This is a genomic window from Paucibacter sp. B51 (assembly GCF_027863535.1).
In the GTDB taxonomy this organism is placed as follows: Bacteria; Pseudomonadota; Gammaproteobacteria; order Burkholderiales; family Burkholderiaceae_C; genus Paucibacter_A; species Paucibacter_A aquatilis.
Window position 1 is genome coordinate 101,034 of sequence record NZ_JAPIVN010000001.1, and the last position, 23,954, is coordinate 124,987.

Genomic DNA, 23,954 nt, shown 5'->3' on the forward strand with positions numbered 1-23,954 from the left:
GCGCAGGCTGCCGCTCGGCCACCGCAGGGGCGGTGGACCGGCAGCCGGTCAGGGTTCAGAGAAAGGCGAACTGGGCGGCGTCTTCGCGGCCGAGCAGCAGCTGCGCCGCTGGCAGCTGGCCCTGGCGCTGGGCCATGATGTGCTGGCAGGCGGTGTTCAGATCACGCAAATGGCGCTCCAGCGAGCTGCGCTCGCAGTAGATTGCGCCGCCGCCGAGGGCATCGAACAGCACCTCGACCGCATGGCGTGCGCGGTGAAAGGCCTCGCTGCGGGCCAGGAAGACGTCGACCCGCTCCTCGGTGCTGGGCGCCTCGCCGGCCTGCAGCCGGTCCCAGATCGCCTGCAGCGACTGGCGCACATGGGCGCGCGCGCCGTGATAGGCGGTGTGCGCCTCGGCCAGGGCCAGCGCCCAGATCGGGGGCAAGTCCTGGCGCTGGCTCATCATCGCGCGGGCTTCCTGCAGCGCGGCGCGGGCGATGCCCAGCGGCACGCCGGGCATCTTGCCGCACAGGACCGCCGGCCAGCGGTAGATGGCGCCCTCGTGCCCCGGCGCATCAAGCGAGAAGGCATGGGCCTCGGGCACAAAGAGCTGTACGGCTTCAAGGTCATGGCTGCCGGTGCCGCGCAGGCCCAGCGTCTGCCAGGTGTCCAGCCGGTTCAGCGAGCGCGGCGCCATCAGCAGCATGCAGTGGCGCGGCCGGCCCTGCGCGTCGAGCAGGGGCTTGTCGCAATCCCCCTCATGCAGCATCACGCCACCGGCAAACCAGTCGCTATGGCCGCAACCGCTGGCATAGGCCCAGCGCCCGTCAACGATGAAGCCGCCCTCGACCACCTGCGCATAGCCGCTGATGCGCAGCACATTGGAGGTGGCCAGGTCCAGCGAGGGAAACAGCTCGCGCCGCACCTGCGCATCGAGCATGCCGCTGTAGAGCCCCCCGTCCATCTGAATCATCGCGCACCAGGCGGCCGAGGCATTGCCGCTGGCCAGCACTTCGAGCACATCGTTGATCGCCATCGGCGTCATCTCCGGCCCGCCCCAGGCGCGCGGCATCAGCATGCGGAAGGCGCCGCTGTTGCGCAGCGCGTCCACCACCTCGGCCGGCAGCGCGCGGGCCTCGTCGATCTCAACGCTGCGCTCGCGCAGCATGGGCACCAGGGCCTCGGCACGGCACATGATGTCGCCCGCCTGCAGCGCCGCCCCAAGGGCTTCGTTCATGCTCAACTCCTCAAAAGATGCTGGGCACCGCTCGACTGGCCGGCTTCCTCACCTGACTGCGTTTCTCAATCAATCAATCTCGCTCGCCCGCGTCACGGCAGGGCGTAGGCGACCACTTCCTTCATCAGTTCATTCGCACCACCATAGATGCGCTGCACGCGCGCATCGGCATAGAGCCTGGCCATCGGGTGTTCGCGCGCATAACCAGCGCCGCCAAACAGCTGCAGACAGCGATCCATCACCTCGCCCTGCATCTCGCTGAGCCGCCACTTGGCCAGCGCTGCGGTCGCTTCGTCGAGCCGGCCTTCCAGTTGCGCAGCAATGCAGTGGTCGACCAGCAGGCGGCCCATCACGACATGGGCCTGCACCTCGGCCAGCGTGAAGCGGGTGTGCTGCAAGTCGAACAGCGGCTGGCCATAGATCCGTCGGCTGCGGCTGTGCTCCAGCGTCAGCGCCAGCGCTCGTTCCATGCTGGCCTGCGCCATCACGCCGAGCATGGCGCGCTCATAGCCCAGCTGGCGGCGCAACTGGGCCAGGCCTTTGCCCGCCTCGCCGCCGAGCAGCGCCTCGGCCGGCAGCCAGACCTCGTTGAAGAACAGTTCGCAGCAGTCATGCCCCGGGCGGCCCAGCAGCGGCTCGATCGGCCCACGCTCGAAGCCGCGCAGCCCGGCCGTTTCGACCAGCATCAGCGACAGCGACTTCGGCCCCGGCCGCTCATCGGTCCGCACGGCCAGCAGCACGAGATCGGCCAGATGGCCGTTGGAGACAAAACACTTGCTGCCGTTGATCCGATAGCCGCCCTCATGCGGCACCGCGCGACACTTCAGGCCCTGCAGATCGCTGCCTGCCGCCGGCTCGGTGATGGCAATGGCGGCAATGCTGCGGCCCGCCGCCAGCGCCGGCAGATGGCGTTGCTGCTGCGCCTCAGTGCCGTGGTGGAGCAGATAGCGGGCCACGACGGCCTGCAAGGGCGCACCAAAAGCCGTATCGCCGACCTCGGCCAGAGCAGCCCAAAACACCGCCATATGGCGGAAATCTCCACCGGCACCGCCATAGCCTTCCGGCACATCGGCCAGCAGGCAGCCCAGCTGCCCGGCGGCCAGCCAGGCTTCGCGATCGACATGCCCCTGGGCATGCCAACGCGGCTGCTGCGGCTCGAGCTGCTCGCGGACAAAGCGGCGCACGCTGTCCCGATAGCTCAGCAACTCCGCGTCCAGCCACGGTGATTCCAGTGGAAACATCTCACAGCCCCGCCAAGGAAAGCGCTGCACCCCAAGGGCGCGAGATCGCTCCTGCCCAACCCAGCCCGCGCCGTCTGTGCGGCGCCGGCCCCTCTTGGCCACCTCACTGGGCGGCTTGCTGCTCCATGAACTGACGCAGCGAGCGCGGCCGCATATCGACCCAGACGGCCTCGATATGGGCCAGGCAGGTGGCCTTGGGACCACGCACGCCCACCGCCTGCCAGCCTGTGGGCAAAGGCCGATCGGCGGGCCAGATCGAGTACTGGTCCTCGCCGTTGACTACCACTTCGTACTGCACCTCAGCTGCGTCAGACATCGTCTCCTCCGCGGGTCATTGAACCGGTGGCACCCTCTTTGGTACTGCGTCCGAGGGTTTCTTTACTGCATGCCGCAATGCTGATTGGTCTTTTATTGGTAGTCAAGTGGCTTTCTACTTAGGCGGCATAGAAAATACCAGTTGAGAGCCACTAACGGTTTGCATGCGTCGAACATGAGGGCGCGCCATGGCAGCCCGCCCCTCGGAATCGGGCCACACCAAAGCCGCTGAAGCAGCGCGTCAGCAATCAAGCGGGCAGATCCGGGCGATGAACAAGCGCCGTTCCGGCGTCGGGCGCGTGCTGCGCGCCGGCGCCGTTCAGACCTTGAAATGGAGGCCGCGCTTGTCGAGCAAGCGCACGATCAACGCCCACACCGCGACGAAAGCAATGGCAAAGGCCAGGGAGGCATTGAAAGGGCCGGCCAGGCGATCGATCCAGCCGAAGGCGCCGGCATAGAGCGGCGCCATCAGGCCGAAGCCTTCGAGGATGACGGTGCACATCCAGGCGCCGGCATACGCGGCGATGGCGTTGACACCGAAGCTGCGACCCAGGGCCGGCCAGCCGGCCTGGTCGATCAGGCGATGAGCCAGGCCCAGGGCCAGGGCGCCGAGGCCGCCGGTCCAGAGCACAAAGCTCGGCGTCCAGAGCTGCTTGTTGAGCGGCTGGAATTCAGCCACCAGCAGGCCCAGACAGGCACTGCCCAGACCGAGCAGCCAGAGGTTTTGCCACTGGGCGCGGCGCAGGTACTGGCCGGCTTGCAGGCCCAGCAGGCTGGTGGCCAGCGCGCCCAGGGTGCTGACCAGGCCTTCCGGATCGTGGCCCAGGCCGGTGGCCGCATTCCACTCGTAGCCGAAACGGCCGAACAAGGCGGCGTCCCACCGCGAGGCGATGTTGCCGACCTTGTCGAGGCTGCCGCCCCAGGCCAGCAGCAGGCCGTAGCCCAGCAGCAGCAGCGCCAGCAAGCCCCATTGCTGGGCCGAGCGGCGCAAATGCAGGACCACCAGGCCGCTGAGCGCAAAACAGATCGCGATGCGCTGCAGCACACCTGGGATGCGCAGCTCGGGCTTGCCCATCAGCCACCAGGCCAGCAGGTGCAGCACCATGCCCAGGGCCAGGATGCGTGCCGCGCGGACCAGCACAGTGCGGCGCAAGGGCGCGACCGGCGCCTGCGCATCAAGCCGCGGCCCCAGGGCCAGGGCCAGCGAGACGCCGACGATGAACAGGAAGAAGGGGAAGATCAGGTCGGTCGGCGTGCAGCCATGCCAGGCCGAATGTTCCAGAGGCGCGTAGACATGGCCCCAATCGCCGGGGTTGTTGACCAGCAGCATGGCGGCCACGGCCAGACCTCGCAAAGCGTCCACCGACGCAAACCGTTGGCTAGCGCTCATCGCGGCCCGCCCTTTCCATCACACTCACACAAAAACACCCGGTCACCGCCCCGACCAGCTGGGGTGCGGGGTCGCTGCACCCGGAATCAGAAATCACACAGGCTGCTGAGCGCCGGCTCAGCCGCCGGCACGGTGTCCAGCTGCGCCACGCCGCCGGCGCGCAGGCGCTTGACCTCGGCATCGACCTCGGCCGGGCTCAGCACCTTGTTGCGAGCATGAAAGACCCAGTCCACATCCTGCTCGTACGCGCGCGCCTGGCTGCTGGCCGGCAGCAGGCCGCCGGGCGAGAACCAGAGGTTGAAGTTGATGGACATCAGCGAGACCGGGTAGTTGCGGCCGCCATGCGTGGCCAGCTGCCGGCCATCGAGGAAGAGCTTGACCTGGCCCCCTGACACCTGCATCAGCAGCTGGTGCCAGCCATTCAGGTTGGTGAACTCTTCGTGCGACTGGTTGTAGCTCTTCCAGGGCTCGAGCTGCACGGTCTGCCAGGCGATGCCATAGAGCCGCGTCTTCTCGCTGCCCCAGCCGCCGTTGGGCAGGTATTCCCAGTCGATCTCGCTGAACTCAGGATCGAAGTCATGGCGCAAGGGCGCCACCACATAAAAGGTCTGGATCACTGGGTCGCCATCGACACCGCGCACCGGCGCATCGCTGAAGCGCAGGCGCGCCGCATACGTGCCTTCCAGGTATTTGCGCTGGTGGCAGATCTGGGCCTGTGCCGTGCCGGCGCCGCTGCCGTCGGTCTGCGCGGCCAGGCGCAGCAGGCGGTTGCCGGCTTGCTGAGGATCATCGACCAGGCTCAGCTGCTCGGCGCTCCAGCGCGCACCGGTCACGCCGGGATGGCCGGCCTTGCTGCGCGGCGTCCAGCCCTGGGCCCAAAGGCCGCTCAGGTCGCGGTAGCTGAAGTCATCGAAGAACAGGCCGGCCGGTGCTGGCGCAGGACTCGTTGCCGGAGCCGCCACAACCGGCGCCAGCAGCGAGCTCAATCCCAGCGTGAGCGCGCCGATGCGCAAGCCCACGCGCACCGCAGAAACGGTCTTCATGCTTCGGGCGTGGGCTCAGCCGCTTCGTCCTCGCGAATCGGCAGCACCTTGAGCATCAGGAACACCGGAATCGCCGAGAGCACCACCCAGAGGAAAAAGTTCTGATAGCCCAGCAACTTCTGAACATCGCCGCTGATGGCCTTGAAGATCACATAGCCCAGGGCCATGAAGCCCGTGGCGATGGCGTAGTGCGCGGTCTGGTACTTGCTCTTGGCCACGAACTGCATCATGAACAGGATCACGGCAACGAAACCGAAGCCATAACCGAAGGTCTCCAGGCTCACGGCCAGGGAGATCCACCAGAGGTTGGTGGTCTGGCTCACCGCCAGCGCATAGAAAGCCAGATTGGGCAGATTCATCGCCAACAGCAGCCAGATCATGGCGCGGCGCAGACCCAACCAGGCGGTGAAGTAACCCGAGGCAATGCTGCCCGCCAGAAAGGCCAGGGTGCCTGCCGTGCCGTAGGACAGGCCCACCTCGGTGGTGGCCATGCCCAGGCCGCCGAGTTCGCGGGCGTCCTTCATGAACAGCGGGCCCATGGCCTGCACCTGGGCCTCGCCAGCGCGGAACAGGATGATGAAGGCGATGGCCACCCACACGCCTTCGAGCTTGAAAAAGCTGCGAATCACATCGCCCAGGGTGCCGGCCACTTCGATGCTGCCGCCGGCCTCGACGCTGCTGCGCGTGTCGGGCAAGGCCCAGACGTGGTAGGCCGCCAGCACCGCCATGGTCACGGCCGCGATGCCGAAGACCGTGGCCCAGGCCACCACCGGGCCGGCGCTCTTTTCCAGCGTGCCGGCGAGGATCACCAGGCCGCCCATGGCAAAGAGCTTGGAGCCATTGAAGCAGGTGCCCAGCCAGCCCGCCCACACGGCGCGTTGCTTGCCGCTCAGAGTGGCGATGTAGAGGCCGTCGCAGACGATGTCATGCGAGGCGGAAGCGATCGCGGCCACCGCCAGCAAGGCGATGCAGATGACAAAGAAGCTCGGCAGATTGAGCGAGAGCGCGATCAGGCCGAGCGCCGCCGCACCCAGGGCCTGGAAGCTGATCACCATCCACTTCTTGCTCGGGGCCAGTTCCAGCAGCGGGCTCCACAGGGGCTTGAACACCCAGGCCAGACCGAGCAGACCGGTCCAGCGCGTGATGTCCTCGTTGGACACACCCAGGCTCTTGAACATCAGGGCCGAGACCAGATTGACCATGAAGAAGGGCAAGCCCTGCAGGAAGTACAGGCTGAGCACCCAGGTGCCGGGCGCGCGGGCCTTGTTCTTCGTGTCGGCTGGGCTCATGGAGGTCTCGGTGCGCTCGGCGTTCAAGGTGGTGGTGTTCATGTCTCAACAAGCCCCAGGGTGGAGAGGGAAAGGGCGTCAGTCCAGACGCACAGGCGACTGCGCAGCGGCCACATGCTCGCCCTGCAACCATGCCTGCAGGCCGGCCAGAGCGCCATCGGCATAACCCCAGCTCACCACGGTCGGTCCCGGCACATCGAGGGCCTGGAAAGGGTTCCAGAGCACCAGATGCAGGTCAGGCGTCCAGGCGCGGGCGTTCTGGCCGTAACGCATGCGGTGGGTGGAGGCGACGATGTTCAGGCACCCATCCTGCGGCACCGTGGCCCAGTCCAGGGCCAGGATGTCCTCGACGAACTCAATCTGGGCATTCGGGAAGGCACGGAAGAGCTCGACGATTTGCGCGCCCGAGGGGCCGGCTTCCGAGACGCCATCGGTCGGCACCTCGGGCTGCACGAACACGCGCAGCGCCGCGTCGCGGACCGGCGGCGTGGCGCCGCGCAAGGCGGTCAGGCCGGCGGCCCAGGCTTGGCGCATCAGGCGGTCATCGGCGCCGCGCGGCTCGCCCTGGTAGTCGTCGTGACGCACCGGGTAGGCGGCGGCCAGCTTGTCCAGGCGGGCGGCGGCGATGCGGCCCTGCTCCAGGGTCAGCTCGCCGCGCTCGAAGGCGTCTTTCAAGGCCTGGATGGACTGGCCCTGCTCGTCCAGCGAACCCTGGGCCAGGATCATGTCGGCACCGGCCTGGATGGCCATCACGGCGGCGCGGGCGTAGCCGTAGCGCTCGAAGATGGCCTTCATCATCAGCGCGTCGGTGATGACCACGCCGTCGTAGCCCCACTCACGGCGCAGGATGTCGCCCAGGATCTTGGTCGACAAGGTGGCCGGGTGATCGGGGTCGATCTTCGGGTAGACGATGTGGGCCGTCATCACGGCGGGTGCCGCATCACGCAAGGCCTTGAAGGGGCGCAACTCCAGCGCATCCAGCTCGGCGCGGCTCTTGTCCACCGTCGGCAGGGCCAGGTGCGAGTCCACATGGGTGTCGCCGTGGCCGGGGAAATGCTTGACGCAGCAGGCCACGCCTTCGCGCAGCGAGCCGGCCATCCAGGCGCCGGCCAAACGGGTCACATCATCGGCATCTTCGGAGAAGCTGCGCTCGGCGATCACCGGGTTGGCCGGGTTGTTGTTGATGTCCAGCACCGGCGCGAAGTTCCAGTTCACACCGATGGACGCCAGGCCGCGAGCGACCGCGGCGCCGACCTTCTCGGCCAGGGCCGCATCATCGGCCGCGCCCAGGGCCATGGCCGAGGGCGCTTGCGGCAGAAAGGTGGCGCGCACCACCGAGCCGCCTTCCTGGTCGAGGCCGATCAGGGCGCCGGGGCCCATGACCTCGCGCAGATCGCGGGTCAGCTGGCGCACTTCGGCTTCGGTGCCCAGGTTCTTGCGGAACAGGCAGACGGCGCGCACCTGGTTGGCGCGCAGGAACTCGGCGGTGGCCGCGTCCAGGGACTTGCCCTGGATGTCGACCATCACCAGCTGGCCGGGATGAAAAGCAGTCATGACAGCCGGCCCCGATCAGTTCGTCTTGGTGACCTTGGCCAGATGCGGCGGCGCATCCGGGTTGCGGCCGCGGGCGCGGGCCAGGGCCTCCACCATGGGGTAGAAGCTCTGCACCACGGCGATCGGGTCCAGGTCTTCATTGCCGGTGCAGGCCAGGGGCAGCTCGGCGCCGGGCGTGCCGGCCGGCGCAGCCAGCAGCACGCGGGCACCACGGCCGCGCATTTCCTCGGCCAGGGCAATCAGGCCGGCCTGGGCCGGGCCACGCGGTGCGAACACCAGCATGGGGTAGCCCTCGTCCACCAGGGCCATGGGGCCGTGCTTGACCTCGGCGCCCGAGAAGGCCTCGGCCTGGATGCCGCAGGTTTCCTTGAACTTCAGCGCCGCTTCCATGGCGATGGGCAGGCCCGTGCCACGGCCGATGACGAAGAGCTTGTCCGCGCCCTTGAGCACGTCCACCGCCACATCCCAGCGCTGCTTGGCCGCCTCTTCCAGGGCCGAGGGCAGCTGCTGCAAGGCAGCCTGCAGGTCTTCATCACCGCTCCAGGCGGCCACCACGCGGGCGCCGGCCACCAGCTGGGCGATATAGCTCTTGGTGGCGGCCACGCTCAGCTCGGGGCCCGAGCGCAGCGGGAACACGAATTGCGCGGCATCGGCCAGGGGCGAGCTCTCGGCATTGACGAAGGCCACGGTGCGGGCACCGCCTTCACGGAAGAATTTCGTCGGTGCGACCAGATCGGGGCTTTGGCCCGATTGCGAGAAGGCAAGGGACACCAGGCCGTCGCAGACGATCTTGCTTTGGTACAGCGTCACCAGCGACATCGGCAGCGAGGTCACCAGGCGGCCCATGCGCGCCATCATCAGATAGGCCATGTAATGGGCGGCGTGGTCCGAGCTGCCACGGGCCACGGTCAAGAGGGCTGTGGGCGGCTGCTCGCGCAGGGCCTCGCCGAGCTCGGCGTAGGCGTTCTGGTCGTGGGCCAGCTGGTTCGCGACAGCGGCGGGGGCGCTCAGGGCTTCTTGCAACATGCGCGAGGCATGCACCAACTCAGGCGAGGTCAATTTTTTCTCCTTCAACGACCACGCCTTGCAACTGCAAATCACGGTCCAGTACAACAAAATCCGCCCAAGCCCCAGGCTGCAGGCGACCGCGATCTTCCAAACCCATGTAGTCGGCCGCGTAGGTCGACACGCGCCGCGAGGCGTCTTCAATCTCCAGGCCCAGGCCGACCAGATTGCGCAGGGCCTGATCCATGGTCAGGGTGCTGCCGGCCAGGGTGCCGTCGGGCAGGCGCACGCCGCCCATGCACTTGGTCACGCGGTGGCGGCCCAGGCTGTATTCACCATCGGGCATGCCGGCCGCGGCCGTGGAATCGGTGACGCAGAACATGCAGGGGATCGAGCGCATGGCCACGCGGATGGCACCCGGGTGCACATGCAGCAGGTCCGGGATGATCTCGGCGAACTTGGCATGGGCCAGGGCCGCGCCCACCATGCCGGGCTCGCGGTGGTGCAGGCCGGACATGGCGTTGAACAGATGGGTGAAGCCGCCGGCGCCATGCTGCAGGGCCTGCACGCCGTCCTCGTAAGTGCCGGCCGTGTGGCCGATCTGCACCTGGAAGCCCTCGGCGCGCAGCTCGGCGATCAGCTCCAGCGTGCCGGGCAGTTCCGGCGCCAGGGTGATCAGGCGGATGGGCGCCAGCGCATGCAGGGCATGGATCTCGGCCAGGGTCGCGGGCTTGGCGAAGTCGGGCTGGGCACCGAGCTTGCCGGGGTTGATGTAGGGGCCTTCCAGGTGCACGCCGAGCAGGCGGGCCGAGCCCGGCGCGCGCTCGGCACAAAACGGGCCAAGGGCGCTGAGCGCCGAGCGGATCTCGTCCAGCGGCGCCGTCATGGTGGTGGCCAGCATGGAGGTGGTGCCGTGGCGCACATGCAAGCGCGCGATCTGACCCGCGGCGTCGCCGCCTTCCATGGTGTCGCGGCCACCGCCGCCGTGCACATGCACATCGATGAAACCAGGCAGCACGATCTGGCGCTCGCCGGCATCGTGCCGGACCTGGCTTTCCGTGACCGGGCTGCCGTGGATGGCGCTCACGCGCCCTTCAACATAGTCCAGTCGACCCCGTACAAAGCCTTGCGGCGTGAGGATGTCTGCGTCGATGTGCTGTACTGAGGTCATCCTTCGCCTATCCCTCGCGCCGCATCTCGGCGACAAAGTCGTAGTAATCGCTGCGGCAGTAAGAATGCGTCAGCTCGACGGCATGACCCGATTCCAGATAGCCCACACGGGTGATGAACAAAACGGCCTGGCCCACCGGCACTTCCAGCAGACTGGCGAGTTTGGTGTCGGCATTGATGGCCCGGATGTGCTGCAGCGCGCGCACCGGGGCACCGCCGAGCTTGGCCAGGTGTTCGTACAAAGAGGCCTGCACACTGGCCGGATCGGGCAGCACGGCCTCGGGGAGCACGCTCACTTCGTAGGCCATGACCACGGTGTCGGCCAGGCGCAAGCGCTCCAGGCGCGCCACGCGCTCGCCAGTGGACAGGCCCAGGCTCAGCTGCTCGTCCGGTGCGGCCGGTGTGAAGCTGCGGGTCAGCCAGCGCGAGCTGGGCTTGAATCCGCGCTGCTGCAGCTCTTCCGAGAAGCTGGTCAGGCGCGACAGCGGCTGCTCCAGCTTGGGCGCGATGTAGTTGCCCGAACCGCGCTTGCGGATGATCAGGCCTTGCTCGACCAGGCGATCGATGGCCTTGCGCGCGGTCACGCGCGACAGGTCCAGCGATTCCGACAGCACCCGCTCCGAAGGCAGCGCCTCGTCGGCGTGGTACACGCCCTCACGGATGGCCTGGGCCAGCTTGTGAGCCAGCTGCATGTACAGCGGCGAGGCGGCGTCCGGATCGGGCTTGAATTGAAATGCGATGCTCATCACGAAATCCTCAACGTTGCAGTGCACTGCGCACCAGGTGCAGCGCACCTTCGGCGGAATCACCCCGAGGTGACACGCAGCGGGCACGAATGGTGCCTGAGAATTCGGAACTCAAACGCAAAGCGATGCTGCCGCACAGCGCCAGAGGCAGTTCAGCCTGGGGATCCAGGGCGTGGGCCAGGCGTTCCAGCTCGCTCACGGCGTCGGCGACAAAGCCTGCCGCCACCGGATCGTTCGGCGCGTGGTCGAAGACCAGGGGCGCCAGGCTGGCATAACCATGCTGACCGGCGGCAGCGCACCAGGCCAGGATGGTGGCGCGGTCCTGGCCGGCCACGGCCCAGACAGCGCGGGCCAGCGCGCCGGCTTCAGCGCGGCCATCCAGGGCCTGCTGGGCATGACGCATGGCCTTCAGGCCCAGCCAGGCACCGCTGCCCTCATCGCCGCAGACCCAGCCCCAACCGCTGATGTAGGCGCGCTCGCCATTGCGGCGCAGGCCTTCACCGATGGTGCCGGTGCCCGCCGCGACCACCGCGCCGGGCTCACCGCCATGGGCGCCCAGCAAGGTGGTGAAACCGTCGTTGTCCAGGGCCACCAGGGCATAGCCAGGCTGCAGGGCCGAGAAGGCCTCGACCTGCGCCTCGACGCCGGTGCCCGACAGGCCCAGGCCGATGGCGCAGCGCGACAGATCCAGCTCACCCAGGCCTGCTTGCGCAGCCGCGGCCTGCACGGCCTGCTGGATGTGGCGCCAGGCTTGCTCGGCGCCTTGACCCAGGGCCGAAGGGCCGGACTCGCCCTGCCCCAGCAGCACGCCGTCCCGGTCGCTCAAGCGCACGCGGGTGCCGGTGCCGCCACCGTCCACCCCGATCAGGTACTGCACCGCTGCCGAAAGATCGGAAGCCGTGGCGCCCTGCAGGGCTTGTGAACGAAGGATGACCGTTTTCATATTAATACCAGTTTAGTACCAAAAATGAAGACCCGTCAATGGCTGGTCTACCCTGGTTGCAGCCGTGCAGAAACGCCACATGGGCGCCTTGTCAGTGCCGAGTCAGAGGTACAGAACTGCACAGCACCCTGGGCAAACACCATACCAGTTTAGAACCAAGCTGGCGACTGGTAGCAGCCCGGAGTGCATGTGAATCTTGAGCAAACCTTGAGCAGGTCTTGAAGAGGTCTTTAGAGCAAAGCTCCATCGACCGGCAAAACGACAGATTGTCGTTGACGGCTCTTTCGTTTCCGGGCGTGATGCCTCGGGGATAGCCCTGAGTCGGGCCGCGGCAACCCTCAGTCCAGCGACCAGTCCAGCGCGCGGCCGTGCTGCGCCAAAAAGGCCGCCGCGGCGCTGAAATGCCCGCAGCCGATGAAAGGCACGGGCGGCCGCAAGGCCGAGAGCGGCGAGGGGTGGTTGGCCTGCAAGACGCAGTGCGGCGCAGCGCCCGGGCCTTGGGCGGCCGCGATCAGCGGCGCCTTGGCCTGCGCGTAGGCGCCCCAGAGCATGAAGACCTTGGGCGCGGGGTCGCGCGCGGCCGCGGCGATCAGGGCGTCGCTCAGGGCTTCCCAACCCTGCTTGGCGTGGCTGGCGGGCGCACCGTCTTCCACGGTGAAACAGCTGTTGAGCAGCAGCACACCGCGCCGCGCCCAGGCGCCCAGATGCGGCGACATGGGCGGCTGCTGGCCCAGATCGCGCTGCAGTTCCTTGAACACATTACGCAGGCTGGGTGGTGGCGTCACCCCCTCGGGCACCGAGAACGCCAGACCCTCAGCCTGCCCTGGCCCGTGGTACGGATCCTGACCGAGGATGAGCACACGGGTCTCGGCCAGGGGCGTGAGGCGCAGGGCACGCAGCGGCTCGGACGGGTAGATCAGGGCGCCGGCCTCACGGCGGCGCTGCAAGAAAGCCAGCAGGCGCTGGCCCTCGGCGCTGGCCACCCAGGCCTCGAGCACCGGCTGCCAGCCGGGGTCCACGGGGGCCAGCAGGTCCAGACTCACAGGCTCGCCCGGCAAGGCCTCAGGCGAACAAGGCGGCCAGCGCCTCGCCCGGATCGGGCGCACGCATGAAGGCCTCGCCAACCAGGAAGGCATGCACGTTCGCGGCGCGCATGGTCTGCACATCGGCCGCAGCCAGAATGCCGGACTCGGTCACCAGCAGGCGCTCGGCCGGCACGCGGTCCAGCAGGCCCAGGGTGGTGTCCAGCGTGACCTCGAAGCTGCGCAGATTGCGGTTGTTGATGCCGACCAGCGGGGTCTTGAGGCGCAGGGCGCGGTCCAGCTCGGCACCGTCGTGCACCTCGACCAGCACGGCCAGGCCCAGACTCTGCGCCGCGGCCTCCAGATCGGCCATCTGCGCGTCATCGAGGCAAGCTGCGATCAGCAAGATGCAGTCGGCCCCCATGGCCCGCGCTTCAAAGACCTGGTACTCGTCGACCATGAAGTCCTTGCGCAGCACCGGCAGCGCGCAAGCCGCGCGAGCCTGCTGCAGGTAGGCGACCGAGCCCTGGAAAAACTGCGCATCGGTCAGCACGCTCAGGCAGGCGGCGCCGTGGCGGGCATAACTCTGCGCGATGGCGGCTGGCTCGAAGTTGGCGCGCAGCACGCCCTTGCTGGGGCTGGCCTTCTTGATCTCGGCGATCACGGCACTTCCCTTCAAGGGATTGCCAGCGGCGATCCGGGCGCGCAGCGCCGCTTCGAAGTCGCGCAGGTCGGCGCGGCGCTCGGCGCTCTCGGCCTCCTCGCGCAAGCTGGCCAGCGAGCGCTGGCGGCGCAGCACGGCCAGCTCTTCATGTTTGACCGCAACGATGCGGCGGAGGATGTCGGACATGGTGTGAATCGGCAGAGGGAAGATGCGAGGGCGCTCAGCCCCGGGCTAAGGCCTGTGTGGCGGCCACAAACTGGTCAAGCTTGGCGCGGGCCGCGCCGCTGGCAATGGCCGCGCGGGCGCGGGCGATGCCGTCGGCGATGGAGCTGGCCACATTGGCGGCATACAGGGTGGCGCCGGCATTGAGCAGCACGATGTCGCGCGCCGCGCCGTCCTCATTGGCCAGGGCGCCGAGCAGCATCACGCGCGACTCCTCAGGGCCGGCCACGCGCAGGCTGCGGTTGGACACCATCGCCAGGCCAAAGTCCTCGGGGTGGATCTCGTACTCGCGCACCTCGCCGTTCTTCAGCTCACCGACCAGAGTGGCGGCGCCCAGCGAGATCTCGTCCATGCCGTCCTTGCCGTAGACCACCAACGCATGCTCAGCGCCCAGGCGCTGCATCACACGCACCTGGATGCCGACCAGATCGGGGTGGAACACGCCCATCAGGATGTTGGGCGCGCCGGCCGGGTTGGTCAGCGGGCCTAGGATGTTGAAGATGGTGCGCACGCCCATCTCCTTGCGCACCGGGGCGATGTTCTTCATCGCCGGATGGTGGTTGGGCGCGAACATGAACCCGATGCCGGTCTGGGCCACGCTCTCGGCCACCTGGGCCGGGCTGAGCATGATGTTGGCGCCCAGCTGCTCCAGCACATCGGCGCTGCCGGTCTTGCTGGAGACACTGCGGTTGCCATGCTTGGCCACCTGCGCGCCGGCAGCGGCAGCCACGAACATCGAGCAGGTGGAGATGTTGAAAGTGTGGGCGCCATCGCCGCCCGTGCCCACCACATCGACCAGATGCGGATGCAGGGCCGGCTCCAGCGGCACCTTGTTGGACAGCTCGCGCATCACCTGCGCGGCGGCGGTGATCTCGCCGATGGTTTCCTTTTTCACCCGCAGGCCGGCCAGCAGGGCGGCGGCCATCACAGGCGACATCTCGCCGGCCATGATGCGGCGCATCAGGGTCAGCATCTCGTCGTGAAAGATTTCCCGGTGTTCGATGACGCGGGTCAGGGCTTCGGTGTCGGTGATCGGCATCTCAGTTTCCTCTCAAGCGAAATACTCGCGCACGGTCGCCACAGCGTGGTCCACACCGGCCGCATCCACATCCAGATGGGTCACAAAACGCAGGCGATACAGGCCCGTGGCCAGCACGCCGCGCGATTTCAGGAAAGGCAACAAGCCTGCAGCACGCTCTCCCTGAGCCACATCGACAAACACGATATTGGTCTGCGGCGCCTCCACGCTCAGGCCGGCAATGCCTTGCAAGCCCTGGGCCAGGCGCTGGGCCAGGGCGTGGTCCTCGGCCAGGCGATGGACGTGATGATCCAGCGCATGATGGGCCGCTGCCGCCAGCACACCGGCCTGACGCAGGCCACCGCCCAACATCTTGCGCCAGCGGTGGGCGCGCTGGATCAGCGCCGCCGAGCCGCAGAGCACCGAACCGACCGGGGCGCCCAGGCCCTTGGAAAAGCAGACCGAAACGCTGTCGAAATGGCTGCAGATGCGCCGGGCCGCGGCGTACGGGTCCGCGGCATCCACCGCCACCGCCGCATTGAACAGGCGCGCGCCGTCCAGATGGCGCGTCAGGCCATGTTTCTGCGCCAGGGCCGAGGCGGCAGCCAGATAGTCCATGGGCAACACCTTGCCGCCGATGGTGTTCTCCAGCGTCAGCAAGCGGGTGCGCGCGAAATGGGCGTCATCGGGCTTGATATTGGCCTCGATATCGGCCAAGGACAGCGAGCCGTCGGCCTGATGCGGCAGTGGCTGGGGCTGGATGGAGCCGAGCACGGCCGCACCGCCGCCTTCCCAGCGGTAGGTGTGGGCGAACTGGCCGACGATGTACTCCTCGCCGCGCTGGCAATGCGCCATCAGCGCCGCCAGATTGCTCTGCGTGCCGGTGGGCATGAAGAGTGCCGCCTCAAAGCCGAGACGCTCGGCCAGGGCATGCTGCAAGGCATTGACCGAGGGGTCATCGGCAAACACATCGTCACCCAACGGAGCCGCCATCATGGCAGCCCGCATCGCGACCGTCGGCTGAGTCACCGTATCACTGCGAAGATCGACAACAGTGCTCATGGTGATCAAAGGGCCAGTTGGAGAAAGTTCTTGAGCATGGCATGGCCATGCTCGCTGAGGATGGACTCGGGGTGGAACTGCACCCCCTCCATCGGCGTGGCCGTGCCGGCCAGTTCGCGGTGACGCACGCCCATGATCTCGCCGTCCTCGCTGCGGGCGGTGATATCGAAGACTGCGGGCAGCGAGGCCTCCTCGATCACCAGCGAGTGATAACGGATGACGCTGAAATCACGCGGCAGGCCATGGAACACGCCCTTCTGATCGGTGCTGATGGTGCTGGCCTTGCCATGCATCTGGGTCTTGGCACGGATGATCTTGCCACCCATGGCCGCCCCCATGCTCTGGTGGCCCAGACAGACGCCCAGGATGGGCAGCTTGCCGGCGAAATGCTGGATGGCCGGCACGCAGATGCCGGCCTCTGCCGGGGAGCACGGCCCGGGCGAGAACACCAGGTGATCGGGCCGCAAGGCCTCGATCTCGTTCAGGGTGATCTCGTCATTGCGCACGACTTTGACCTCAGCGCCGAGTTCGCCAAAGTACTGCACCAGGTTGAAGGTGAAGCTGTCGTAGTTGTCGATCATCAGCAGCATGGCTCAGAACCCCTCTTCCACCAGTTCAGCGGCGCGCAGCAAGGCGCGGGCTTTCGCTTCCGTTTCTTTCCACTCGAGCTCGGGCACCGAGTCAGCCACGATGCCGGCCGCCGCCGAGACGTACAGGGTCTGATCCTGCACGATGCCGGTGCGGATGGCGATGGCCAGGTCCATATCGCCGGCAAAGCTCAGGTAGCCGCAGGCGCCGCCGTAGATACCGCGCTTGACTGGCTCCAGCTCATCGATGATTTCCATGGCGCGGATCTTGGGCGCGCCCGAGAGCGTGCCGGCCGGGAAGGCGGCACGGAACACATCCATATTCGACAAGCCCTCGCGCAGCCGGCCCTCGACATTGCTGACGATGTGCATCACATGCGAGTAGCGCTCCACCGCGTAGGCATCGGTCACCTTGACCGAGCCGATCTCGGCGATGCGGCCCAGATCGTTGCGGGCCAGGTCGATCAGCATCAGATGCTCGGCGCGCTCCTTGGGGTCGGCCTTGAGCTCGGTTTCCAGGGCCAGGTCTTGCTCTGGCGTGCCGCCGCGCGGCCGGGTGCCGGCCAAGGGGCGGATGGTGACCTGCTGGCCCTCGGCCGTGCGCTCATGCCGCACCAGGATCTCGGGCGAGGCGCCAACGATCTGGAAGTCGCCCATGTCGTAGAAATACATGTAAGGGCTGGGGTTGAGCGAGCGCAGGGCGCGGTACAGGCTCAGCGGTGACTCGGTGTAGCGCTTGGACAGACGCTGGCCGAAGACGATCTGCATGCAGTCGCCGGCGGCGATGTAGTCCTTGGCCTTGAGCACGGCCGCTTCGAAATCAGCGCGTGCAAATTCGCGCTGCACCGGGTGCGCCTGGCCGCGCTTCACCTGGGGCGCGCTGACGCTGTAGCTGAGCTTGTCGCGCAGCTCGGTCAGGCGCTTCTTGGCCTTGTGGAAGGCTTCGGGCTGGGCCGGGTCGGCGTAGACGATCAGGTAGAGCCGGCCCGAGAGGTTGTCGATGACGGCCAGCTCCTCGCATTGCAGGAGCATCACATCGGGCGTATCCAGACCCCCGGCTTTCTCGGTCTTGGCCAGCTTGGGCTCGATGTAGCGGACCGCGTCGTAGCCGAAGTAGCCGGCCAGGCCGCCGCAGAAGCGCGGCATGCCGGGGCGCAGGGCCACTTTGAAGCGCTGTTGATAGGCCTCGATGAAGGCCAGCGGGTCGCCTTCGTGGGTCTCGATCACCGCGCCGTCGCGGATCACCTCGGTCTTGCGCCCATGGCTTTTGAGCACGGTGCGGGCGGGCAGGCCGATGAAGGAGTAGCGCCCGAAGCGCTCGCCACCGACCACGGATTCGAGCAGGAAGCTGTGCTTGCCCGAACTGCCACCGTAGGCGCCAGCGCCGGAGCAGAGTTTCAGGTACAGAGACAGCGGGGTCTCCAGGTCCGCGAAGGCCTCGCTGATCAGCGGGATGCGGTTGTAGCCCAGGCTGGCCAGGCTTTGGAATTCAAGTTCAGTGATCATCACGTCAAACCCTTGCAGGCAGGCGACGCGCACCGGGAATCAGGGGGTGGCGGTGGCGCGGCGCATCAACAAAGAAGAGACGACGGGCGCTGGGACCGGATCAACGACAGGCGACACCCAGGTTTGGGCGCACGTAGAGCAGCGTCGATTCAGGAGGCCATGGTCAGGCATGGTGTGACGAGCTGCGCGCGGGGCGGCTCGGACATCACGCCTGCGGCAAGCAGCAGGCCAAGCGGCGTCTTCTTCAGCGAAGGAAGGCGAGCGGGCGACGCCAGGGCCAGGCTCCCCGGTCGTGCGACCCCTTGATGTGCTTGCGCGTGATGAACATAGTGCGGGCGAGTGTAGCAGCCCCATTCAAACAGGCGTTGGCAGAGTCTTGAGCTTGCAGCCATACTGCCGCTTACTTTTGCTTACCTGGCGCATGTTCCAGCGCAAAAGCATGACACCACAACAAAGACGACGGAGACAACACGCATGCGTGACGCAGCAGGATTTTCACTTCGCTCCCGGCGAGCCCTGGGCTTGAGCGCCCTGGCCGGCCTGTTCTTGTTCGCCATGGGCGGCAGCGCCCAGGCGCAGACCGTGGAGCTGGCCGGAGTGAAGTACGAGGGACAGGCCGACATCGGCGGGCAGAAGCTGCAACTGAACGGTGCGGGCATCCGCTACAAGGCCGTGTTCAAGGTCTACACCGCAGGCCTGTATCTGGCCGAGAAGACCAGCAATGCCGAGGCCGCCCTGGCCGCCCCCGGCGCCAAGCGCATCCACCTGGTCATGCTGCGCGAGGTGGATGGCAACGAACTCGGCAAGCTCTTCACCAAGGGCATGGAGCAGAACGCCTCGCGCGAGGAATTCGGCAAGGCCATCAACGGCGTGCTGCGCGTGGCCGAGATCTTCTCCACCCGCAAGAGCCTGACCTCGGGCGAATACTTCTGGATCGACTACGTGCCCGGCACCGGCTCCACCGTCTTCCTGAACGGCAAACCCATCGGCGCACCGATCAAGGAACCCGAGTTCTTCAGCGCCCTGCTGCGCATCTGGCTGGGCAAATCGCCCGCCGACGATCAGCTGAAAGACGCCCTGCTGGGCGTCAAGCGCTCGCTGCGGGAGCGAGGCTGATCTGATCGAGCCGGTCCAGGTGCTGCAGCGCGGGCAGTGCCGTGATCGGCTCGCCATGGTTGTAGCCATAGCTGAGCAGCAGCACCGGGCAGCCGGCCGCCGCCGCGGCGCGCGCATCGTTGCTGCTGTCGCCGATCATCCAGGTTCGCGCCGGTGCCGTGCCCAGCGCTTCGCAGGTTTTGAGCAGGGGCAAGGGGTCGGGCTTTTTACGCTCGAAGTCATCGCCTCCGAACACGAAATCGAAGAAGCCTGACAGCTGCTTGCGCGCCAGCAACTCGCGCGCAAAAGCCGCCGGCTTGTTGGTCAGGCAGGCCATGGGCCGCCCGGTCGCACGCAACTGCACCAGACCCTCACGCACGCCGGGGTAGACCTTGGAAAACTGCCCGTTGAGCTCGCGGTAATGCGCCTGGTACAGCGCCCAGGCCGGTTCGTAGAGCTGGGCCGGGTCGGCGCCGACATGGTCCAGGGTGCTGCGGATCAAATGCTCGCTGCCCTGCCCGACCGTGCGCTCGACAAAGGCGCGCCGCACCTCGGGCAGCCCCAGCTCATTCAAGACCCGGTTCAGAACCGCGACGAAATCACCGAGGGTGTCAACCAGGGTGCCGTCCAGGTCGAGGATGAAGGCATCGGGCATCAGGCTCATGGTGGGGCGCAGGTGTTGGGCGAACCGAGGTTCAGGCGGGCATCGAGTTGGGCGCCAAGCATATCGCCCGGCGGCACACCCGCCCCTCGCTGCGCGATGGCGGGAGCACACTCGCTGGCATGACGGACCCGCAGGTGCATCCCGCGGCACTCCTTACGTAACCCAGGGTCCGATGCCGCATCGCTGGCAGACTGGTCGACGTCCTGTTTGCTGACCCGACGCTGCCCTGCCCTGACACGCCTGCCATGTTCACACCCGCACCCACAACTGCGCCCCGCCTCACGACGCCGTCCGCGCTGCCGCGCCTGATCCTGGCCCTGTGCCTCATGCCGCTCAGCGCCTGTGTGGCCATCGGTGAGCTGGCCTACGACACCCGGCTGGAACAGGAGCGGGAACGCTGCCAGAGCCTGCTGCCCAGCAGCGAGCGCAGCGCCTGCCTGGAACGAGTGCGGTCCACCGAGCGGCAGGCCCAGCAGGTGCGCCAGCAAAACGAAGACCGCGACCGCGGCCAGGAGAAAAAGCGCCCGGGTGAAATCTGCATCACCCGCAGCAACGGCGAACGGGTGTGCTCCAACTGAGCGTCCGCCGGCCCGGCTCAAGCTGGGCAGAGTGCCGCGTGGTTCGATGGGCCTGAGTCCCACCCTGCCGCCATCAAGACAATAGTTTGCATTCTCGACAATTGTCTAGAATGCTCGCATGGACAGCAAAAAAAAGCTGCTGCTGGCATTGCTGCAGCAAGACCCCTTCATCGGCCAGCAGGCGCTGGCCGAGCGCCTGGGCCTGTCACGCTCGGCCGTGGCCGGGCATATCGCGGCGCTGACGCGCGAGGGCCGCATCCTCGGCCGGGCCTATGTGCTGCCGCAGCAGGCGCCGGTCCTGTGCATCGGTGGCGCCAACATCGACCGCAAGCTGCGCACCCTGGGCGCGCTGCAGATGGGCAGCTCCAACCCGGCCGTGATGAGCGAAAGCCTGGGCGGCGTGGCGCGCAATGTGGCCGAGAACCTGGCCCGCCTGGGCCTGCCCACCCAGCTGATCACCGCCGTGGGCGAGGACGCCGCTGGCCAGGCCTTGCTGGCGCAAGCGACGGCGGTGGGCATGTCCACCCAGGGCACGCTGCGCGCGGCGGACGCACCGACGGGCAGCTACACCGCCGTGCTCGATGCAGCCGGCGAGATGCAGCTGGCCTTGGCCGCCATGCCCCTGGCCGAGCGCCTGGACCCGGAGTTTCTGCGCCGCAGCTGCGCCCAGCGCCAGCAAGCGCGGATGATCGTGCTGGACCTCAATCTGCCGGCCGATAGCATCGCCCTGCTGCTGCGCGAGGCGCAAGAGAACCCGGGCCGGCGCCTGCTGGCCGTGGCGGTCTCCGAGGCCAAGATGCGCCACCTGCCGGCCCAGCTGCAGGGCTTGACGACCTTGCTGCTGAACCGCGGCGAGCTGGCGGCCCTGCTCGGCCACGCCCTGCCCGCCCACGACCCGCAGCAGCCCCTGCCCGCCCTGGCCCCGGCCCTGGCCGAGCTCCATGCCCGTGGCCTGCCCCAGCTGGTGCTGAGCCTGGGCGAGGCCGGCTTGATCTGCAGCGAGGCCGGCCAGGCCCCGCAGCATCTGCGCGCCCCGGCCGTGCCGGTCTGCGATGTCACCGGCGCCGGTGATGCCCTGGCCGCCGGCGTCTGCGCCGGCCTGCTGCAGGCCGAAGCCAGCCTGGCCAGCGCCTGCCGCCTGGGCCTGCGCCTGGCGGCCTTGACCGTGCAAAGCCCCCACACCGTTCACCCCGAGCTCAGCCCCGCGCTGCTGCAAGAGCCAGAAGACTTCACGAAGCCACACGCATGAACCCCTCCTCCCGTACCGCCCGCACCACCCCCTCCGCCGATTTCCTGGTCTTCTCCGCCGAAGTGGCCGCCGCGCGCGCCGCCGGCCAGCCCGTGGTGGCCCTGGAGTCCACCATCATTTCGCACGGCATGCCCTACCCGCAGAACGTGCAGACCGCGCGCGAGGTGGAGGCCCTCATCCGCGCCGAGGGCGCCGTGCCGGCCACCATCGCCATCCTGGACGGCAAGATCCGCATCGGCCTCTCGGACGCCGAGCTGGAGCTGCTGGGTCGCTCGCCCGAGGCGATGAAGGTCAGCCGCCGCGACCTGCCCTTTGTGCTGGCCAGCGGCCGCATCGGCGCCACCACCGTGGCGGCCACCATGATCTGCGCCGAGCTGGCCGGCATCGAGGTCTTCGTGACCGGCGGCATCGGCGGCGTGCACCGCGGCGCCGAGACCAGCTTCGACATCTCGGCCGATCTGCAGGAGCTGGCGCAGACCTCGGTGGCCGTGGTCTGCGCCGGCGCCAAGAGCATTCTGGACATCGGCCTGACCCTGGAATACCTGGAAACCCACGGCGTGCCCGTGCTCAGCGTGGGCCAGGACAATTTCGCCGCCTTCTACACGCCGGACAGCGGCTTCAAGGCCGACTTCCGCCTCGACAGCGCCGCCGAGCAGGCCCGCTTTCTGCGCTGCAAATGGGCGCTGGGCCTGCGCGGCGGCGTGGTCGTGAGCAACCCGGTGCCAGCGGCCGAAGCCATGCCGCGCGAGGAAATCGACGCCATCACCGCCCAAGCCCTGCAGGAGGCCGAGGCGCAAGGCATCACGGGCAAGGCCGTCACGCCCTTCTTGCTGGCGCGCATCAAAGCCCTGACCGAAGGCCGCAGCCTGGCCACCAACATCGCCCTGGTGAAGAACAACGCCCGTGTCGGTGCGCAGCTCGCCCGCGCCATGCAAGCCCTGGCCTGAAGCCCAGGCCCGTTCACGGAGCAGCAATACAGGCCATTTCTTGATCGCTTAAGCTTCGGCACCCCTCCCACAGCGCACCCTGCCTGGGTGCCTGCGCCGAAAGCGAACAAGAAATGCGCCTCAAGCCCATCGCCCTGAGCACCGTCGTCCTGCTGAGCCTGGCCGGCGGCGGCTGGTACCTCCAGCAGCACAAGAAATCAAACCCAGGCGTCGACAGCGCGGCGCCTGCCAACCCCGCTTCCGCGGCCAGCGGCGCAGCCGGCAGCTCCAGCAGCAAGAGCCCGCCGCAAACCGTGGGCGTCATGGCCGCCCGCCTGCAGGACGTGCCGGTAACGGTGGAAGCCAGCGGCACCGTGGCCTCGCTCAAGACCGTGGATCTGCGCGCCCAGACCAGCAGCGTGGTGCGCGAGGTGCTGATCAAGGACGGCGACACGGTGCGCCGGGGTCAGGTCTTGTTCCGCTTCGACGACCGGCCGGACCGGGCCAATGTCGAGCGCGCCCGCGCCCAGCTGGCCCGCGACCGCGCCAGCCTGGCCGATGCCGAGCGCCAGTACAAGCGCGCGCAAGAGCTGCGCGCCCAGAACTTCATCGCCCCCAGCGCCCTGGACAGCAGCCAGGCCGCGATGGAAGCGCAACGCGCCGCCGTGCAGGCCGACGAGGCCGCGCTGAGAACGGCTGAATTGAGCCTGGGCTACAACGAGCTGCGCGCGCCCATGGACGGCCGCGTCGGCCTGATCAGCGTCAACCCCGGCAGCCTGGTGCAAGGCGGCAGCGCGGCGGCCACACCCCTGCTCAGCATCGTGCAGATGAACCCCATCGGCGTGAGCTTCAATCTGCCGGAAACCCAGCTGGCCTCGCTGCTGGCGGCCACGCGCGCGGCGCCGGGCGAGAAGAACCCGCCCGCACTGGATGCCCAGCTGCTGATGCCCGGCGCCCGCGGGGGCAGTGATCAAGCGGCCAAGGAACAGCCCCTGAAGGGCAAGCTCGGCTTTGTCGACAACCTCGTCGACAGCACGACGGGCACGATCAAGGTGCGGGCCGAGTTCGACAACAGCCAGCAGACGCTCTGGCCCGGCCAGTACGTGCGCATCCGCATGACGCTGCGCACGATCAAGGACGCGGTGGTGGTGCCGCAGGCGGCCATCATCCAGCGCGGCAACGAGCGCTCCGTCTACGTGGTGGGCGCCGACAAGAGCGCCGAGATGCGCCCGGTGCAGACCCGCTACCCCTTCGGTGACTGGGTGGTGGTCGAAGGACTGAAGGCCGGCGACAGCGTGGTGGTGGAAGGCAAGCAAAACCTGCGCCCCGGCACGCCGCTCAAGACCCAGCCGGCCCAGCTGAACCCGGCCCAGAGTGGAGGCGGCAAACGCGGGGCGGCGGCTTCTGCGGCCTCCGCTGCGTCCAGTGCATCCGCCGCCGGAGCCTGAG

23 protein-coding genes are annotated in these 23,954 nt (G+C 67.8%); 5 read left to right on the top strand and 18 right to left on the bottom strand.

The genetic code is table 11. The features are described 5' to 3' along the window. Positions 1-55: 55 nt before the first annotated feature. The 17 genes from OOB33_RS00345 to trpE form a co-directional block, all read right to left on the bottom strand. Positions 56-1,216, bottom strand: coding sequence for a hypothetical protein (locus tag OOB33_RS00345; protein WP_271007211.1), 1,161 nt, complete (start codon positions 1,214-1,216; stop codon positions 56-58). Positions 1,217-1,308: 92 nt separating this feature from the next. Next, positions 1,309-2,457 (bottom strand): acyl-CoA dehydrogenase family protein, encoded by a 1,149-nt coding sequence (locus OOB33_RS00350; RefSeq protein ID WP_271007212.1) that lies wholly within the window; start codon positions 2,455-2,457, stop codon positions 1,309-1,311. A gap of 103 nt (positions 2,458-2,560) precedes the next feature. Next, the gene (locus OOB33_RS00355) at positions 2,561-2,773 is read right to left on the bottom strand and encodes an MbtH family protein (RefSeq protein WP_171829044.1); all 213 of its coding nucleotides are present in this window, start codon (positions 2,771-2,773) and stop codon (positions 2,561-2,563) included. Positions 2,774-3,091: 318 nt separating this feature from the next. Continuing rightward, the gene (locus OOB33_RS00360; RefSeq protein WP_271007213.1) at positions 3,092-4,162 is read right to left on the bottom strand and encodes an acyltransferase family protein; all 1,071 of its coding nucleotides are present in this window, start codon (positions 4,160-4,162) and stop codon (positions 3,092-3,094) included. Positions 4,163-4,248: 86 nt separating this feature from the next. Beyond that, the gene (locus OOB33_RS00365) at positions 4,249-5,205 is read right to left on the bottom strand and encodes a glycoside hydrolase family 16 protein (RefSeq protein WP_207795989.1); all 957 of its coding nucleotides are present in this window, start codon (positions 5,203-5,205) and stop codon (positions 4,249-4,251) included. Further along, positions 5,202-6,536: an MFS transporter gene (locus OOB33_RS00370; protein ID WP_243392847.1), complete on the bottom strand. Its 1,335-nt coding sequence runs from the start codon at positions 6,534-6,536 to the stop codon at positions 5,202-5,204. The genes OOB33_RS00365 and OOB33_RS00370 overlap by 4 nt, the downstream gene beginning before the upstream one ends. Positions 6,537-6,572: 36 nt before the next feature. Further along, entirely contained in the window at positions 6,573-8,048 is a 1,476-nt protein-coding gene (gene nagZ, locus OOB33_RS00375; RefSeq protein ID WP_102769397.1) for a beta-N-acetylhexosaminidase, read from the bottom strand. A gap of 15 nt (positions 8,049-8,063) precedes the next feature. Next, positions 8,064-9,074, bottom strand: coding sequence for an SIS domain-containing protein (locus OOB33_RS00380; RefSeq protein WP_271009995.1), 1,011 nt, complete (start codon positions 9,072-9,074; stop codon positions 8,064-8,066). A gap of 19 nt (positions 9,075-9,093) precedes the next feature. Next, positions 9,094-10,224, bottom strand: a complete 1,131-nt coding sequence (nagA, locus tag OOB33_RS00385; protein ID WP_271007214.1) for an N-acetylglucosamine-6-phosphate deacetylase — start codon at positions 10,222-10,224, stop codon at positions 9,094-9,096. A 7-nt stretch (positions 10,225-10,231) separates the two neighbouring features. Continuing rightward, positions 10,232-10,969, bottom strand: a complete 738-nt coding sequence (locus OOB33_RS00390) for a GntR family transcriptional regulator (protein ID WP_171829049.1) — start codon at positions 10,967-10,969, stop codon at positions 10,232-10,234. A 10-nt stretch (positions 10,970-10,979) separates the two neighbouring features. Next, positions 10,980-11,912, bottom strand: a complete 933-nt coding sequence (locus OOB33_RS00395) for a BadF/BadG/BcrA/BcrD ATPase family protein (protein WP_102769395.1) — start codon at positions 11,910-11,912, stop codon at positions 10,980-10,982. A gap of 338 nt (positions 11,913-12,250) precedes the next feature. Next, positions 12,251-12,970, bottom strand: coding sequence for a uracil-DNA glycosylase (locus OOB33_RS00400; protein ID WP_271007215.1), 720 nt, complete (start codon positions 12,968-12,970; stop codon positions 12,251-12,253). 4 nt (positions 12,971-12,974) lie between these two features. Further along, entirely contained in the window at positions 12,975-13,784 is an 810-nt protein-coding gene (gene trpC / locus OOB33_RS00405) for an indole-3-glycerol phosphate synthase TrpC (RefSeq protein WP_271007216.1), read from the bottom strand. A 34-nt stretch (positions 13,785-13,818) separates the two neighbouring features. Continuing rightward, positions 13,819-14,859: an anthranilate phosphoribosyltransferase gene (gene trpD, locus OOB33_RS00410; RefSeq protein WP_271007217.1), complete on the bottom strand. Its 1,041-nt coding sequence runs from the start codon at positions 14,857-14,859 to the stop codon at positions 13,819-13,821. Positions 14,860-14,871: 12 nt separating this feature from the next. Then, positions 14,872-15,900: a low-specificity L-threonine aldolase gene (ltaE, locus tag OOB33_RS00415; protein ID WP_442952977.1), complete on the bottom strand. Its 1,029-nt coding sequence runs from the start codon at positions 15,898-15,900 to the stop codon at positions 14,872-14,874. 5 nt (positions 15,901-15,905) lie between these two features. Continuing rightward, complete coding sequence (locus OOB33_RS00420) at positions 15,906-16,490, bottom strand: anthranilate synthase component II (protein WP_171829054.1); 585 nt, start codon at positions 16,488-16,490, stop codon at positions 15,906-15,908. 3 nt (positions 16,491-16,493) lie between these two features. Beyond that, positions 16,494-17,993 (bottom strand): anthranilate synthase component I, encoded by a 1,500-nt coding sequence (gene trpE, locus OOB33_RS00425; protein ID WP_271007219.1) that lies wholly within the window; start codon positions 17,991-17,993, stop codon positions 16,494-16,496. Positions 17,994-18,467: 474 nt separating this feature from the next. Here trpE and OOB33_RS00430 point away from each other — a divergent pair, with 474 nt between their 5' ends. Then, positions 18,468-19,109 carry a chalcone isomerase family protein gene (locus tag OOB33_RS00430; RefSeq protein WP_102769388.1) on the top strand — a complete coding sequence of 214 codons (642 nt, stop codon included), beginning with the start codon at positions 18,468-18,470 and terminating at the stop codon, positions 19,107-19,109. Here the strand turns inward: OOB33_RS00430 and gph are convergent. Further along, positions 19,081-19,752, bottom strand: coding sequence for a phosphoglycolate phosphatase (gene gph, locus OOB33_RS00435; RefSeq protein WP_102769387.1), 672 nt, complete (start codon positions 19,750-19,752; stop codon positions 19,081-19,083). The genes OOB33_RS00430 and gph overlap by 29 nt on opposite strands. Positions 19,753-19,997: 245 nt before the next feature. Between gph and OOB33_RS00440 the strand changes: the two genes are divergently transcribed. The 4 genes from OOB33_RS00440 to OOB33_RS00455 all read left to right on the top strand — a co-directional run bounded on the left by OOB33_RS00440 (position 19,998) and on the right by OOB33_RS00455 (position 23,953). Next, positions 19,998-20,330 carry a hypothetical protein gene (locus tag OOB33_RS00440; RefSeq protein WP_271007220.1) on the top strand — a complete coding sequence of 111 codons (333 nt, stop codon included), beginning with the start codon at positions 19,998-20,000 and terminating at the stop codon, positions 20,328-20,330. Positions 20,331-20,448: 118 nt separating this feature from the next. Next, positions 20,449-21,579, top strand: a complete 1,131-nt coding sequence (locus OOB33_RS00445; RefSeq protein WP_271007221.1) for a PfkB family carbohydrate kinase — start codon at positions 20,449-20,451, stop codon at positions 21,577-21,579. Next, positions 21,576-22,526 carry a pseudouridine-5'-phosphate glycosidase gene (locus OOB33_RS00450; protein ID WP_271007222.1) on the top strand — a complete coding sequence of 317 codons (951 nt, stop codon included), beginning with the start codon at positions 21,576-21,578 and terminating at the stop codon, positions 22,524-22,526. Before OOB33_RS00445 ends, OOB33_RS00450 begins: the two co-directional genes overlap by 4 nt. Before the next feature lie 113 nt (positions 22,527-22,639). Continuing rightward, positions 22,640-23,953, top strand: a complete 1,314-nt coding sequence (locus OOB33_RS00455) for an efflux RND transporter periplasmic adaptor subunit (protein ID WP_271007223.1) — start codon at positions 22,640-22,642, stop codon at positions 23,951-23,953. The last annotated feature ends 1 nt before the right edge of the window (position 23,954 follow it).

What these genes read in the sequence shown, in the direction of transcription:
- OOB33_RS00345 (WP_271007211.1), bottom strand. Translation starts at nt 1,216, where the DNA reads ATGAACGAAGCCCTTGGGGCGGCGCTGCAGGCGGGCGACATCATGTGC.
- OOB33_RS00350 (WP_271007212.1), bottom strand. Translation starts at nt 2,457, where the DNA reads ATGTTTCCACTGGAATCACCGTGGCTGGACGCGGAGTTGCTGAGCTAT.
- OOB33_RS00355 (WP_171829044.1), bottom strand. Translation starts at nt 2,773, where the DNA reads ATGTCTGACGCAGCTGAGGTGCAGTACGAAGTGGTAGTCAACGGCGAG.
- OOB33_RS00360 (WP_271007213.1), bottom strand. Translation starts at nt 4,162, where the DNA reads ATGAGCGCTAGCCAACGGTTTGCGTCGGTGGACGCTTTGCGAGGTCTG.
- OOB33_RS00365 (WP_207795989.1), bottom strand. Translation starts at nt 5,205, where the DNA reads ATGAAGACCGTTTCTGCGGTGCGCGTGGGCTTGCGCATCGGCGCGCTC.
- OOB33_RS00370 (WP_243392847.1), bottom strand. Translation starts at nt 6,536, where the DNA reads ATGAACACCACCACCTTGAACGCCGAGCGCACCGAGACCTCCATGAGC.
- nagZ (WP_102769397.1), bottom strand. Translation starts at nt 8,048, where the DNA reads ATGACTGCTTTTCATCCCGGCCAGCTGGTGATGGTCGACATCCAGGGC.
- OOB33_RS00380 (WP_271009995.1), bottom strand. Translation starts at nt 9,074, where the DNA reads ATGTTGCAAGAAGCCCTGAGCGCCCCCGCCGCTGTCGCGAACCAGCTG.
- nagA (WP_271007214.1), bottom strand. Translation starts at nt 10,224, where the DNA reads ATGACCTCAGTACAGCACATCGACGCAGACATCCTCACGCCGCAAGGC.
- OOB33_RS00390 (WP_171829049.1), bottom strand. Translation starts at nt 10,969, where the DNA reads ATGAGCATCGCATTTCAATTCAAGCCCGATCCGGACGCCGCCTCGCCG.
- OOB33_RS00395 (WP_102769395.1), bottom strand. Translation starts at nt 11,912, where the DNA reads ATGAAAACGGTCATCCTTCGTTCACAAGCCCTGCAGGGCGCCACGGCT.
- trpC (WP_271007216.1), bottom strand. Translation starts at nt 13,784, where the DNA reads ATGTCCGACATCCTCCGCCGCATCGTTGCGGTCAAACATGAAGAGCTG.
- trpD (WP_271007217.1), bottom strand. Translation starts at nt 14,859, where the DNA reads ATGCCGATCACCGACACCGAAGCCCTGACCCGCGTCATCGAACACCGG.
- ltaE (WP_442952977.1), bottom strand. Translation starts at nt 15,900, where the DNA reads ATGAGCACTGTTGTCGATCTTCGCAGTGATACGGTGACTCAGCCGACG.
- OOB33_RS00420 (WP_171829054.1), bottom strand. Translation starts at nt 16,490, where the DNA reads ATGCTGCTGATGATCGACAACTACGACAGCTTCACCTTCAACCTGGTG.
- trpE (WP_271007219.1), bottom strand. Translation starts at nt 17,993, where the DNA reads ATGATCACTGAACTTGAATTCCAAAGCCTGGCCAGCCTGGGCTACAAC.
- OOB33_RS00430 (WP_102769388.1), top strand. Translation starts at nt 18,468, where the DNA reads ATGCGTGACGCAGCAGGATTTTCACTTCGCTCCCGGCGAGCCCTGGGC.
- gph (WP_102769387.1), bottom strand. Translation starts at nt 19,752, where the DNA reads ATGAGCCTGATGCCCGATGCCTTCATCCTCGACCTGGACGGCACCCTG.
- OOB33_RS00440 (WP_271007220.1), top strand. Translation starts at nt 19,998, where the DNA reads ATGTTCACACCCGCACCCACAACTGCGCCCCGCCTCACGACGCCGTCC.
- OOB33_RS00445 (WP_271007221.1), top strand. Translation starts at nt 20,449, where the DNA reads ATGGACAGCAAAAAAAAGCTGCTGCTGGCATTGCTGCAGCAAGACCCC.
- OOB33_RS00450 (WP_271007222.1), top strand. Translation starts at nt 21,576, where the DNA reads ATGAACCCCTCCTCCCGTACCGCCCGCACCACCCCCTCCGCCGATTTC.
- OOB33_RS00455 (WP_271007223.1), top strand. Translation starts at nt 22,640, where the DNA reads ATGCGCCTCAAGCCCATCGCCCTGAGCACCGTCGTCCTGCTGAGCCTG.